Raw genomic sequence first — 13,141 nt, forward strand, 5'->3', positions numbered from 1 at the left:
ACGAGCCGATCCGGAGGCCGTCGGGCGACGAGGAGGCCGTCATGAGCGAACGCAGCCGTCGCCCGGGCATAGAGGGCGCACTCTTCCGCAGGGGCGACGCCGAATACGAGGCCATCCGCACGAGCGCGGTCTGGAACGAACTCAAGCCGGACCGGTACCCCGACCTGATCGTCCGGGCCGCCTGCGAACGGGACGTCCCGGAAGTGCTCGGGCTGGCCCGGTCCCGCGGTCTGCGGCTCGCCGTCCGAGCGGGTGGACACAGCTGGTACGGCTCATCACTGAGGGACGGAGGCGTACTCCTCGACCTCTCCGGACTCGATCGGTGGAGCATCGACGCCGACTCGGCTACGGCGACCGTGCAGCCCGGTGCCATCGGCAGCGAGTTCGCCATGGAGCTCGCCCGGCACGGCCTCGCCTTCCCGGCAGGGCACTGCGCCTCCGTCGCTCTGGGCGGATACCTGCTCAGCGGCGGACTGGGCTGGAACTCCCGTCTGTGGGGAGCGGGCTGCGCGAGCATACTGGAGATCACCGCTGTGACAGCCGACGGTGAAGTGCTCAGGTGCACCGAGGAGGAGCATCCCGGCCTGTTCTGGGCGGCGCGGGGAGCCGGTCCCGGCTTCTTCGCCGTCGTCACCGGCTTCCGTCTCCGCCTTCAGCCGCGACCGGCCGCGCTCGCCACGACCTCCTATGTTTTCCCTCTTGCGGCAGTCGGCCCCGTTGCCCGCTGGGCCGGCGCGACGGCGCGTGAGCTCCCCGCAAACGTCGAGTCGGCCTTCGTACTGGCCACACAGGACGCGTTCCGCGGGATGGCCGAACCGCAGTCCAAGGTGGTCGTGGTCACCGCCACCGCTTTCGCGAACTCGCGCCCCGAAGCCGTCCGCGCCCTTCGTCCGCTGCGGAGTTGCCCGCTCTCCGAGCGCCCGCTGTCCCGGCGACTGGACCAGCCGACATCTCTTGCCGCTCTCTACGACACCTCCACGGGCATATGGCCCGAACAGCACCGCTATGCGGCCGACACCCTGTGGTCGAGCGAGGACCACGCCACGCTCCTGGCGCAATTGGGCGAGGTGTTCGCCGCAGCACCCTCCGGGAAGTCGATCGTGCTGGCGCCCGTCTCACCGGTTTCACAGCAGGAGGAGCTGCTGCGGAACATGGCGTTCTCCGTGCTCGGAGAGAGCTACGTCGTGCCGTACGCGATCTGGGACGATCCGGCGCAGGACGAGGTCAACGTGCGCTGGCTGCGCGAAGCCATGGGCACGGCGGAGCGGTTCGGGACCGGGCATTACATCGGCGAAGCGGACCTGACCGCCGATCCCTCCCGCGCCCGCCGGTCGTTCACGCCTTCCGATTGGGAGCGTCTGCAATCTCTGCGGGCGGAGTACGACCCACAGGGCCTCTTCTTCTCCTACCTGTCCGCCTGAGGCGGGTTCCTCCCGGCGCTGGCTCAGTGGCGCTGGATGCGGTTGGCGATGGCGTGGCCGACGAAGAGGTAGACCACGGCGGCCAGACCGTATCCGGCGACGACGCGAGCCCAGGCCTCGTCGAACGTGAACAGGTCACGCGACCAGCCCGCGAGCCACGTGGCGGTGTGGTGGACGAACTGCACCAGGGCGTTGCCCGGGTTCGCGTCCAGCAGGTACATCAGGATCCACAGGCCCAGGATGAGGGCCATGACATCGGCGACGACCGCTATGACCGTGCCGGCTTGATTGGCACCGTTGCGATATCGAGGGGACATGCCCTCCGGATTGCCCGCCGCCCTTCGTTGAAACCCCCCGGGACCCGCGAAGCCCTTGCGGGACAAGGCATTCACCCGATCGGTCCCTCCGGGGCGGCGCCGCCCCGTGGGGCGGGAGAGGCTGCCGGTGGAGCAGTCGCCTTCCCTACCCGGAGGACCCCGTGCCGGCATCGATACGAGCCTTCGCCCTGGCGCTCGCCCTGTGCGGCGCCCTGCTTGCCGGGGTCGTCGCCTGCGGGAGCGGCGCCGCCACCCGGGAGGTCGCCGCCTACATCACGGTCCCCTCGCCCTCGCCGAGCACCCCGGCGCAGTGGCAGAGGCTCGCCAAGGCCCGTTTCGCGGTGAACGCGGGTCTCGCGTCCGGGGCGGTCCACCAGTGGATCGTGAAGCCGTGGAAGGCCGGGGCGTTCTCGAAGAAGGCGAAGGGACGCAACACCGCGCTGATGAAGGCGTCCCTGGCGGGCACGTTCGCGTACCACCGGCTCATGGCCGCCCGGCGCAACGCCCAGGGACACCCCGCGCTGTCCCGGGCCATCGCCCCGCTCGCCCCGTCCATCGACTCCCTCAAGTCCCTGCCGGGCAGGCTCCGCAAGGGCGACGAGTCGGCCGCGGGCTCCTTCGACGCCGTCATCCGCCAGGTGAAGGCCGGGGGAAAGAGCGCGGGCGTCCCCGTCCGGTCCCTGGTCCCGTCGACCCCTCAGCTCGCCCGGGGCTGACCGGGCCGGCGCCGCCCTAGCCGTTCAGTTCGGCCAGCACCCGCAGCGTGTGCGGGTCGGGGGACAGGGCCAGCAGGTCCGTGACCGGGCCCTTGCGCCACAACTCCAGGCGTTCCGCGATACGCCGGCGCGGCCCCACGAGGGAGATCTCGTCCGCGAAGGCGTCGGGCACGGCCAGCACCGCCTCCTCCCGCCGGCCTTCCAGGAACAGTCGCTGGACCCGGTGCGCCTCCTCCTCGTAGCCCATGCGCGCCATGAGGTCGACGTGGAAGTTGCGGGCCGCGTGGCCCATTCCGCCGATGTAGAAGCCGAGCATCGCCTTGACCGGCAGCAGTCCCTCGGCCATGTCGTCGCAGACCTTGACCCGGGCCATCGGCGCGATGAGGAAGGAGCGCGGGCCCCCTTCGCCGCCGGCCTCCCGCAGCCCGGCCAGCGACGCCTCGTACACCTCGGGACGGGTCGGCGACCAGTACAGCGGCAGCCAGCCGTCCGCGATCCGTACCGTCTGCGCCACGTTCCTCGGGCCCTCCGCGCCCAGCAGGACGGGAAGGCCGGCCCGCAGCGGATGAGTGATCGGCTTCAGCGGTCTGCCGAGTCCGGTGCCGTCCACGCCCCGGTACGGCAGGGAGTGGAAGCGCCCGTCCAGCGTCACCGGGGCCGCGCGCCGCAGCACCTGGCGCACGACGTCTACGTACTCGCGGGTCGCGGTCAGCGGGGAGGCGGGGAACGGCCGTCCGTACCAGCCCTCGACGACCTGCGGCCCCGACAGACCGAGGCCGAGCATCATGCGCCCGCCGGAGAGGTGGTCCAGGGTAAGCGCGTGCATCGCCGTGGCGGTGGGGGAGCGGGCGGCCATCTGGGCGACCGCCGTCCCCAGCTTGATCCTCGACGTCTGTGCGGCGATCCAGGTCAGCGGGGTGAAGGCGTCCGAGCCCCAGGACTCGGCGGTCCACACGGAGTCGTAGCCGAGCCGTTCGGCCTCCCGCGCCAGCATGACCTGGTCCGCCGCGGGCCCGCGGCCCCAGTAGCCGAGCGCCAGTCCCAGCCGCATCACGCCTCCAGACGATCGGTGACTGACGCCACGTCAGTTAGCTGCCGAGGTGCGACTGTACGACGACGGCCCCCCGCCCGGAAGGGGCGAGGGGCCGTGCGGAAGGGGGCTCAGCCCCGTTGGATACCGCTGGTGTCCTGGAGCACGCCGCGGCGGCCGTCCTGCGTCTGCGCCACCAGGCCGGGGCCGCGCTGCTCGACGGCCAGGTACCAGGTGCCGGGCGCCAGTTCGGCGATCGGCGTGGGCGAGCCGTCCTCCGCGTAGAGCGGACGCGGCACCGGCACGGCGAACCAGAACGGCGAGAACTCCGCGGCGGGAGCCTGCTGCGGCTGAACGCCGAACGGCTGGGTCTGCTGCAACTGGCCGCCGTAGGGCTGCTGTTGGGCGCCCGGGTAGCCGTAGCCCGTCTGCGGCTGTGCGCCGTAGGGCTGGGGGGCGGCGGGCTTGGGGGCGGGGATGAGGGCGGCCTGAAGGGCCGGGACGAGCGGGGTGGCGATGGCCGCGGCGGCCAGGACGAGGGCGGCGATGAAGCCGAGGACGAGACCGGAGCCGGCGTCCAGGCTGCCGGGGACGTCCACCAGGAACCAGAACAGGCTCCACGCGGCGAGGATCGTGAAAGCCGCGCCGACCGTTGCGAGGTCCAGACCGGCGATCTTGCGAGGCTGCGGCAGGCAACGGTTGGCGACGATCAGAGCGGCACCGATGACCCCACCCATGTAGAGGCCGAGGCCTACACCGAGGGTGTCCCAGGCGTTCGAGGCGCCGCTGAAGCCCGCGGCCGAGTAGAAGTCGAGGAACGACGCGATGAACAGCAATACCGCTGCTCCTATCACCACGCCGTCGCCTCTAGTGAGGGAGCGGATATTCACTTCGGGTCCTTCGTCTGTCGTCTCGTCGTCGGTGGAGGCGTCGCTGTCACCATGTCGCCGTCGGGCCGCGGGGTGAAGCGCCGGGGGCAGCCCCTCGTCGTAGGGTCGACACTATCGTCCGCCCGTCCGGGGTGTCCGCCGGGCCCGTACGGGTGATCGCTACCCGCGCAGGAAGCCCACGATTCCCTCGGAGATTCCCTGCGCCGCCCTCTGCCGCCACGCACCGCTGGTCAAGCGTGCGGCGTCCGTGCTGTCGCGCATGTTGCCGCACTCGATGAACACCTTCGGAACGGTGGACAGGTTGAGCCCGCCGAGATCACTGCGTACGTCGAGACCGGTGCCGTCGCCCACGTAGTTCGAGGGCTTGCTCCCGGTGACGCGGGTGAAGCCGGCCTCGATGCGTTCGCCCAGGTCCCGCGAGGGGCCCACGATGGGGCGGGTGTCGGCGGCACCCTTGTGCACGGAGGCCGGGAGGATGACGTGGAAGCCGCGGTCACCCTGCGCCGCGCCGTCCGCGTGGACGGAGACCGCCGCGTCCGCGTGCGCCGCGTTGCCCATGCGCGCCCGCTCGTCCACACACGGCCCCCACGCGCGGTCGCCGTCCTGGGTGAACTTCACGGTGGCGCCCTGCCGTTCGAGGATCGTGCGCAGCCGGCGCGCCACGTCGAGTGTGAACCGGGCTTCGGTGTAGCCCGAGTTGGTGGAGGTGCCGGTGGTGTCGCACTCCTTCCGGGCCGTGCCGATGTCCACCGGGCGATTGATCTCGGTGGCGTGCCGGAAGTTGCCGGGGTTGTGCCCCGGGTCGACGAGGACGACCTTCCCCTTGAGCGAGCCTGACGGGGCCGGGGCGGGGGAGGAGGGGGAGAGCTTTCCGTCGTCCTCCGAGGGCGCGGCCGCGGGCGGGCCCGTCCTGGGTGCCGCACCGGCCGGTCCGCCGCCGGTGTCGGCCACCGCCTCGTACACCAGCCAGCCGAGCAGGGCGGCCGGCACCAGCGCGGCGATCGCGACCGTCAGCGGCCCGCGCCGCGGGCGGCGGGGCTCGGGGGCATCGAAGTCCGGTCCAGCGTACGACATGCCTGCGACCCTAACCGCGCGTCGCGCCCGCCGCCCGCGTTCGCCTCAGGACGCGCAGCGAATCGGTCGCCGAGACCTCCGTGAACGCGCCCGACTCCAGGGCCCGGAGGTAGACGCGGTAGGGGGCCTGGCCGGTGAACTCGTCCTCCGGCTCCGGGAACACGTCGTGGATCACGAGCAGCCCGTCTTCGGCCACGTGGGGAGCCCAGCCCTCGTAGTCGGCGTTCGCGTGCTCGTCGGTGTGGCCGCCGTCGATGAAGACGAGGCCGAGGGGGCTGTTCCAGACGGCGGCCGCCTGGGGCGACCGGCCGACGAGCGCGACCACGTGGTCCTCCAGGCCCGCCTTGTACAGGGTGCGCCGGAAGGCCGGCAGGGTGTCCATCAGGCCGACCTCGGCATCGACCGTCTCCGGGTCGTGGTACTCCCAGCCCGGCTGCTGCTCCTCGCTGCCGCGGTGGTGGTCGACCGTGAGCGCGGTGACACCGGCGGCGCGGGCCGCGTCGGCGAGCAGGATCGTGGAGCGCCCGCAGTAGGTGCCGACCTCCAGCAGGGGCAGCCCCAGCCGCCCGGCCTGGACGGCGGCCTCGTACAGCGCGAGCCCCTCGCGCAGCGGCATGAACCCCTTCGCGGCCTCGAAAGCGGCCAGGATCTCAGGCTTCGGCGCCGCGGGCATGGGGGTCCTCTCGGTCGTACGTACGGGCAGGTCCCGCACGGCCGCGCAGGGCGTTTCGTACGGACCTGTAGGCGCCCCATGCTGCCGCACCCCCCGCCGCGTGGGCGACGGGGGGTGCGGATCGGCGAGGGTCAGGCCAAGACCGTCTCGCCCGGCAGGGAGAGATCCAGATCCACCGGGCGGACGTCGCCGGTGTGGCTGGCCGACGAGGCGAGCGGGGCGTGGCCCGCGGCCCTGGCGGCCACGACATAGGGGCCCTGTGCCGGCACGGCCAGCGCATAACTGCCGTCCTCCGCGGAGAGCGTGGCGCCCGCCTGGCGGCCCCGGCGGTCGATCAGCGTGACCTTGGCGCGGGCGACCGGGGCTCCCCCGGCGTCCAGAACCCGGCCGCGGAAGCCCCGCAGCACCTCCTCGGCCCGCTCCAGGCCGGCGTCCTCCTCGCTGCTCGCGCGCAGCTGGGGGTGGGCCGAGGGGCGCTGCCCGGGCAGGAACAGGGCGAGCAGCAGGCCGACCGCCACCGCGGCGGTCGCGATCACGAACGAGACGTGGAAGCCGTGCATGGTCGGGATCGCGATGCCGTTCACATGCTGCGCGGTGTTGGCGAGCACCATGCCGATGACGGCGCTGGAGACCGATGTGCCGATGGAGCGCATCAGGGTGTTGAGGCCGTTGGCCGCGCCCGTCTCCGAGGCCGGGACCGCGCCGACGATCAGCGCGGGCAGCGAGGAGTAGGCGAGGCCGATGCCCGCGCCGAGGATCACCGACGTCACGACGGTCTGCCAGGCGGCGTCCATCAGGCCGAGACCGCCGCCGTAGCCGATCCCGATGACGAGCAGGCCGGTGATCAGGGTGACCTTGGGGCCGTAGCGGGCGGAGAGGCGGGCGTAGAGCGGTGCCGTGAACATCATCGTCAGGCCCAGCGGGGCCACGCACAGGCCCGCGACGACCATCGACTCGCCCAGGCCGTAGCCGGTGGCGGCGGGCAGCTGGAGCAGCTGCGGCAGCACGAGCGAGACCACGTAGAACGAGACGCCGACCATGATCGAGGCGAGGTTGGTGAGCAGCACCTCGCGGCGGGCGGTGGTGCGCAGGTCGACCAGCGGGGCGGCCACGCGCAGCTCCAGCAGGCCCCACAGGACGAGGACCACGACGGACGCACCGAACAGGCCGAGCGTGGTGCCGGACGCCCAGCCCCAGTCGCTGCCCTTGGTGATCGGCAGCAGGAGCAGCACAAGGCCGGCGGACAGGCCGAGCGCTCCCGGCAGGTCGAAGGAGCCCCGGGCGCGCGCGGGGGACTCCGGCACGACGAGAAGGGTCAGGACGATCGACAGGACGCCGAGTCCGGCGGCGCCGAAGAACAGGATGTGCCAGTCGGCGTGCTGGGCGACCAGGGCCGCGGCGGGCAGCGCGAGTCCGCCGCCGACGCCGATCGAGGAGCTCATCAGGGCCATCGCCGAGCCCAGCCGCTCCCGGGGCAGCATGTCGCGCATGAGGCCGATACCGAGCGGGATCGCGCCCATCGCGAAGCCCTGGAGCGTACGGCCGGCGAGCATCGGCAGCAGGGCGTCGGTGAACGCGCTGACCAGTGCGCCGACCACCATCACGGCCAGGCTGGAGAGCAGCATCCGCCGCTTGCCGTAGAGGTCACCGAGGCGGCCCATGATCGGGGTGGCCACGGCGCCCGAGAGGAGGGTGGAGGTCAGGACCCAGGTGGCATTGCTGGGTACGGTGCTCAGCAACCGGGGCAGATCCTTGATGACCGGGACCAGCAGCGTCTGCATCACCGCGACAACGATGCCCGCGAAGGCGAGCACCGGCACGATCGCGCCGGGCGGCCTCCGAGCGGGCTGGTCGGTCGTCGTGTGCGTCATGACAGGGGGCCTCCAGGGCCGGGAGTGAACGGGAGCGGACGGCCGCGCGCGGCATCCGTGCGGCATCCGTGCGGCGCGATCGTGCCGGTGCAACCTGTATGCACGGGCAACTATTCCGTTGCTTCGGCGGACTAACGAATCCTTGACCGGTGCTTGGGTTTCCGACGTCCCGTCAGCTTCGGGGCCGCCGGAACCGGCCATCGTGGTCATCAGGCCGAGGGCGCTGCTCAGCCCCCTCCGCAGAGTCGATCTGCACGGCGCACCGAGGTTGGTCATGTCCTCCACCGCGGGCCGGCCCCAGGTGCTCTCCGGCCGCTCGGCATCCGGAGGGGTCGGCGGGCCCGGCCGGCAGCCGTTCCGTGCATGCGCGGCCCGTCGGGCCGTCTCGGCGCGGCTCTAGAGCCATCCTTGCCGCCGGGCCTCCCGCATCGCCTCCATGCGGTTGCGGGTGCCCGTCTTGCCGATGGCGGAGGAGAGGTAGTTGCGCACGGTGGACTCCGAGAGATGGAGCCTCGCGGCGATGTCCGCGACCGTCGCCCCGTCCACGGAGGCGTTCAGCACGTCGCACTCGCGGGCGGTCAGCGGGTTGGGGCCGGCGCTGAGGGCGGCCGTGGCCAGGGCCGGGTCGACGACCGTCTCCCCGGTGAGGACCCGCCGGATCGCCGCGGCCAGCTCCTCCACCGGGCCGTCCTTGACCAGGAAGCCCGCGGCGCCCGCCTCCATGGCGCGGCGCAGATAGCCGGGCCGTCCGAAGGTGGTCAGGATCAGCACCCGGCAGTCCGGGGCCCGCTCGCGCAGCACGGCCGCCGCGTCCAGGCCGCTCATGCCCGGCAGTTCGATGTCCAGCAGGGCCACATCGGGGCGGTGGGCCAGCACGGCGTCCACGATCGCGTCGCCCGCCGCGATCTGCGCGACCACCTCGATGTCCTCCTCCATGCCGAGCAGCAGGGCGAGGGCGCCGCGCATCATGCCCTGGTCCTCGGCGAGCAGGACGCGGACGGACGGGGCGGGCCGGTGGTCCCCTGGTATCTCCTTCACGGCCCCATCGTAAGGAGGAGCCGACGGCTCCCCGGCCGGACGGACGACGCCGGCCGGCCGGTCATGTCCCACCGGGGGCCGTGGACAGCGGCACCCTCGGCTCCTGGGCGATGTCCGCGCCGTCCACGGGGAGTTCGGCGGTGACCGTGAAGCCGCCGCGCGGCGACGGGCCGGCCCGCAGGGAGCCGCCCGCCGCGGCGAGACGCTCGGTCAGGCCCTTCAGACCGGTGCCGCCGGCACCCTCCGAAGCGGGCCGCGAAGGAGCACCGTCCCCGTCGTCGACGACCTTGAGCCGGACGCGTTCGGACGTGCCCTCGATGGTGATCTCGCAGTGCGCGGCACCGCTGTGGCGCACGGCGTTGGTCACGGCCTCCCGCACCACCCAGCCGAGCAGGGCCTCGGTCTGGGGGGCCAGGGGCGGCCCCGACCGGCGTACCCGGGGTTCGATGCCGGCGGCCGTCAGGGCCGAGCGGGCGCCGTCCAGCTCCGCGGCGAGGCTGCCCTCGCGGTAGCCCGTCACCGCCTCACGGATCTCGGTGAGCGCCTGGCGGCCCACCGACTCGATGTCGGTCACCTGTGCCAGCGCCGCCTCCAGGTCCCGGGGGGCCAGACGGCGGGCCGCCTCGGACTTCACGACGATCACGGACAGGGTGTGCCCCAGAAGGTCGTGCAGATCGCGGGAGAAGCGCAGACGCTCCTGCTCCACGGCGCGCCGGGCCAGCTCCTCCCGGGCGGCGCGAAGATCCCGTACCGCCTCGGCGAGGGAGAGGATCGCGGCCGTGACCATCGTCGACAGGAAGGTGCCGTAGGCGATGTTCACCCAGTCGCCGCCGTCGCCGCGCACGGCGGTGACGGCTCCGGCCAGGGCGGCGACACCCAGGCCGGTCCTCCCGAGCCAGGGGCCCCGCACGATCGCACCCGTCGCCAGGCCCAGCAGCGGGAAGAACAGCAGCCAGCTGCCGCCGTATCCGATGGCCAGGGCGCAGGTCACCACGCCCAGCAGCAGCAGCGCCACCCGTGTGGACCGCGCCTCGCGCTTGCACTTGTCGAAGGCGCGGAAGGCTACGTGGATATAGAGCGAGTTGAAGGTGAGCAGACCCAGACCGCCGATCCACGGGTTGGTGGTCTTGCCCTGGAAGATGTTCGAGAAGGCGCCCAGCCCCATCAGCAGCCAGGGCAGCAGGGTGAACCCGCTGGGCGGCGGGCCCGGGTGCTCCGGCGCCTCTCCGCCCTTCCGGGCCGCTTTCTGCCTGGGCCGGAACCGCCGCATGTCCGCCCTGTACGCCTCACATGCGAGCCGCCACGCGCTCCGGTGCCGGAAAAACCCGCGCCACCAGGACATGTCTCGCCCCCCGTTCAGACGGTCGCCGCGCTGCGGCGGTACGACAGCACGGCGTACGAACCGAACGCCACCAGCCAGGCCGCGAGCACGAGGATCGCGGCGAGCGCCGGAGCGTGCCCGTCGGCGACCGCCGTGCCGAGCTGCGCGAAGCGGCGGGTCGGAGTGTACGCGGACAGCTCCCGCAGCCAGCCGGGGAACAGCTCGACCGGGAACCACAGGCCCCCGAGCACCGCGAGACCCAGGTTGCAGACCAGGTTCGCCACGCCCGTGGTCTGCGCGGTCAGCCGGTAGCCGTTACCGAGACCGAGCAGGGTGAAGGGGATCGAGCCGAGCCACAGCAGCAGCGCGATCGCCGCCCACTGCCAGGCGGCCAGCCGTACGCCGTTGACCAGGCCGCCCGCCGCGAGCACCGCGACGATCGCGGGCAGTACGGTCACCGAACCGGTCAGCGCCCGCCCGGCGACCACCTGGCGCGGGGTCATCGGGGTCACCCTCAGCTGCCGCAGCCAGCCGATCGCCCGGTCCTCGGCGACCCCGCCGCCGGTGTTGAGAGCCGAGCCGACCGCGCCGTAGGCGGCCATGCCCACCATGGACGCCGTCTTCCAGCCGCCGCCGCCGTCGTTGCCGCCGATGTTCGTGAACAGCAGGTACATCATCACCGGCACCGCGACCCCGCCGATCACAAAGCCGGCGTCGCGCAGGGTCCGGCGCACCTCGAGCCGCAGATAGTCCCACATCACACCGTCTCCCTCTCGTGTGCCGTCAGGGCCAGGAACGCGTCGTCCAGCGACGCCGGCGCCACCTCCAGGCCGCGTATCGCGCCCAGTTCGGCCAGGGCGATCACCGTCGCGTCCGAGTCGTCGGTGCGCAGCAGCGCCCGGTCCCCGCGCACCTCCAGCGACCGCACACCGGGCAGCAGGGTCAGGCCCTCGGTGCCACGGCCCGCCAGGTCGATGGAGACCAGGTTGCCGCCCGCGGACCGCCGCAGCTGCTCACCGGTGCCGTTCGCGACGATCCGGCCGCGGTCGATGACGACGATCCGGTCGGCGTACGCGTCCGCCTCCTCCAGGTAGTGGGTGGAGAACAGGACGGTGTGACCGTGCCGGGCGTATGTCCGCATCGCATTCCAGAAGGCGTGCCGGGCCTCCACGTCCAGGGCAGCCGTCGGCTCGTCCAGTACGAGCAGGGCAGGGTTCCCGGCGAGCGCGACCGCGAAGCGCACACGCTGCGTCTGGCCCCCGGAGAGCCGGTCCACGCGCCGCCCGGCCAGCTCGGTGATCCCGGCGAGGTCCAGCGCCCGGGCCACGGGCATCGGGTCGGGGTAGCGCCCGGCCACGAACGACACCAGCTCGCGCACGGTGACCCGGGGCACGGCCCGCGCCTCCTGGAGCATGGCGCCCACCCGGCCCGCGCGCACCGCCCGCTCAGGGGGTGTGCCGTACAGCTCCACCGTCCCCTCGTCCGGCTCGCGCAGGCCCAGCAGCAGCGAGATGGCGGTCGACTTGCCGGCGCCGTTGCGGCCCAGGAGGGCCACCGTCTCGCCGGGTGTGATCTCCAGGTCGATGCCGTCGACGGCGCGGACGGCGCCGTAGGTCTTGACCGCCCCCGTGAAGGACACCGCGGGCGGTGTCCCGGTCGTTTTCGTCATGGCCACGACGCTACAAGCGCCGGAAGCCGCCCGGCAGATGCGCTTGTACGGGCTCCGGCAGGACAAATGTCACCCCTTCGGATCTGACGAGGTGTCAGGAGACCGCGTCGGGAGCCTTCACAACCGGCGGGCGCTGGGCTATACAGGGTGCGCCGTACTGAAACGCGTTCTAGAACGAGCGGGTTCCGCGGCCCCGTGACGACCTCGGTGCGGCCGACGGTGCGGACGGCCGCGCCGAGGTCCTGGACCCTGCGAGGAGACCCATGCCCATCGACGCAGCCAAGGCCCTCGCGGCCGAGCCCCGTACCGGCGAGATCTCCTGGAACTCCAAGGACGTCCAGCTCTACCACCTCGGCATCGGCGCGGGCCTGCCTGCGACGGACCTCGACGAGCTTCGCTACACCCTGGAGTCCCGGCTGCACGTCCTGCCGAGCTTCGCCACCGTCGCCGGCTCCGGCTCACCCGGTGTGATCAAGAGCCTGTCCATGCCCGGCATCGAAGTCGACCTCGCGCGCGTCCTGCACGGCGGCCAGACCCTCACCCTGCACCGGCCCGTCCCGGCGGCCGGGACGGCGACCGCCACCGGCCGCATCGCCGCCGTCTACGACAAGGGCACGGCGGCGATCCTCGTGATGCGCACCGAGGTCGCCGACGCCGACGGCCCGCTGTGGACCAACGACGCCCAGATCTTCGTACGGGGAGAGGGCGGCTGGGGCGGCGATCGAGGCCCCTCCGCAGGACTCGACATGCCCGCCGGCGATCCCGACAAGACCGTGGAACGGCCGGTCCGCGAGGACCAGGCCCTTCTGTACCGCCTCTCCGGCGACTGGAACCCGCTGCACGCCGACCCCGAGTTCGCGAAGCTCGCCGGGTTCGAGCGGCCCATCCTGCACGGCCTGTGCACCTACGGCATGACGCTCAAGGCGGTCGTCGACACACTGCTCGGCGGCTTCGTGACCCGGGTGCGGTCCTACCGCACGCGCTTCGCCGGGATCGTGTATCCCGGCGAGACCCTGCGTATCCGCATGTGGCGGCAGGACGGCGCCGTGCGGGTGGCCGTGAGCGCCGTGGAACGGGACGACGCGCCCGTCCTCGCCGACACCGTCGTCGAACACACCTGA

Annotated in this window: 13 protein-coding genes; 3 read left to right on the forward strand and 10 right to left on the reverse strand. The window is 72.6% G+C overall.

Annotated elements, in window-relative coordinates; translation table 11 throughout:
• The first annotated feature begins 41 nt into the window (after window positions 1-41).
• Window positions 42-1,421: an FAD-binding oxidoreductase gene (locus ABZ876_RS15970; RefSeq protein ID WP_361780321.1), complete on the forward strand. Its 1,380-nt coding sequence runs from the start codon at window positions 42-44 to the stop codon at window positions 1,419-1,421.
• A gap of 23 nt (window positions 1,422-1,444) precedes the next feature.
• Here the strand turns inward: ABZ876_RS15970 and ABZ876_RS15975 are convergent, their stop codons facing one another.
• Window positions 1,445-1,738: a hypothetical protein gene (locus ABZ876_RS15975; protein ID WP_361780324.1), complete on the reverse strand. Its 294-nt coding sequence runs from the start codon at window positions 1,736-1,738 to the stop codon at window positions 1,445-1,447.
• A gap of 161 nt (window positions 1,739-1,899) precedes the next feature.
• On the opposite strand from ABZ876_RS15975, the gene ABZ876_RS15980 reads away from it, so the two are divergent.
• Complete coding sequence (locus ABZ876_RS15980; protein WP_361780326.1) at window positions 1,900-2,454, forward strand: hypothetical protein; 555 nt, start codon at window positions 1,900-1,902, stop codon at window positions 2,452-2,454.
• Between the two features lie 16 nt (window positions 2,455-2,470).
• Here the strand turns inward: ABZ876_RS15980 and ABZ876_RS15985 are convergent, their stop codons facing one another.
• The 9 genes from ABZ876_RS15985 to ABZ876_RS16025 all read right to left on the reverse strand — a co-directional run bounded on the left by ABZ876_RS15985 (window position 2,471) and on the right by ABZ876_RS16025 (window position 12,020).
• The gene (locus ABZ876_RS15985) at window positions 2,471-3,505 is read right to left on the reverse strand and encodes an LLM class F420-dependent oxidoreductase (RefSeq protein ID WP_361780329.1); all 1,035 of its coding nucleotides are present in this window, start codon (window positions 3,503-3,505) and stop codon (window positions 2,471-2,473) included.
• A gap of 110 nt (window positions 3,506-3,615) precedes the next feature.
• Window positions 3,616-4,341 (reverse strand): hypothetical protein, encoded by a 726-nt coding sequence (locus tag ABZ876_RS15990; protein WP_361780331.1) that lies wholly within the window; start codon window positions 4,339-4,341, stop codon window positions 3,616-3,618.
• Window positions 4,342-4,533: 192 nt separating this feature from the next.
• Complete coding sequence (locus ABZ876_RS15995; RefSeq protein WP_361780334.1) at window positions 4,534-5,448, reverse strand: N-acetylmuramoyl-L-alanine amidase; 915 nt, start codon at window positions 5,446-5,448, stop codon at window positions 4,534-4,536.
• Window positions 5,449-5,458: 10 nt separating this feature from the next.
• Window positions 5,459-6,121, reverse strand: coding sequence for a class I SAM-dependent methyltransferase (locus ABZ876_RS16000; RefSeq protein ID WP_361780335.1), 663 nt, complete (start codon window positions 6,119-6,121; stop codon window positions 5,459-5,461).
• Window positions 6,122-6,252: 131 nt separating this feature from the next.
• Window positions 6,253-7,992: an MFS transporter gene (locus ABZ876_RS16005; protein ID WP_361780338.1), complete on the reverse strand. Its 1,740-nt coding sequence runs from the start codon at window positions 7,990-7,992 to the stop codon at window positions 6,253-6,255.
• 396 nt (window positions 7,993-8,388) lie between these two features.
• Entirely contained in the window at window positions 8,389-9,030 is a 642-nt protein-coding gene (locus tag ABZ876_RS16010) for a response regulator transcription factor (RefSeq protein ID WP_361780341.1), read from the reverse strand.
• Between the two features lie 61 nt (window positions 9,031-9,091).
• Complete coding sequence (locus ABZ876_RS16015; RefSeq protein ID WP_361780344.1) at window positions 9,092-10,300, reverse strand: sensor histidine kinase; 1,209 nt, start codon at window positions 10,298-10,300, stop codon at window positions 9,092-9,094.
• Window positions 10,301-10,386: 86 nt separating this feature from the next.
• Window positions 10,387-11,109 (reverse strand): ABC transporter permease, encoded by a 723-nt coding sequence (locus ABZ876_RS16020; RefSeq protein WP_361780347.1) that lies wholly within the window; start codon window positions 11,107-11,109, stop codon window positions 10,387-10,389.
• Window positions 11,109-12,020: an ABC transporter ATP-binding protein gene (locus ABZ876_RS16025; RefSeq protein ID WP_361780350.1), complete on the reverse strand. Its 912-nt coding sequence runs from the start codon at window positions 12,018-12,020 to the stop codon at window positions 11,109-11,111. The genes ABZ876_RS16020 and ABZ876_RS16025 overlap by 1 nt, the downstream gene beginning before the upstream one ends.
• A gap of 263 nt (window positions 12,021-12,283) precedes the next feature.
• Between ABZ876_RS16025 and ABZ876_RS16030 the strand changes: the two genes are divergently transcribed.
• Entirely contained in the window at window positions 12,284-13,141 is an 858-nt protein-coding gene (locus ABZ876_RS16030) for a MaoC/PaaZ C-terminal domain-containing protein (RefSeq protein WP_361780353.1), read from the forward strand.

The organism is Streptomyces sp. NPDC046931 (genome assembly GCF_040644655.1).
GTDB lineage: Bacteria > Actinomycetota > Actinomycetes > Streptomycetales > Streptomycetaceae > Streptomyces.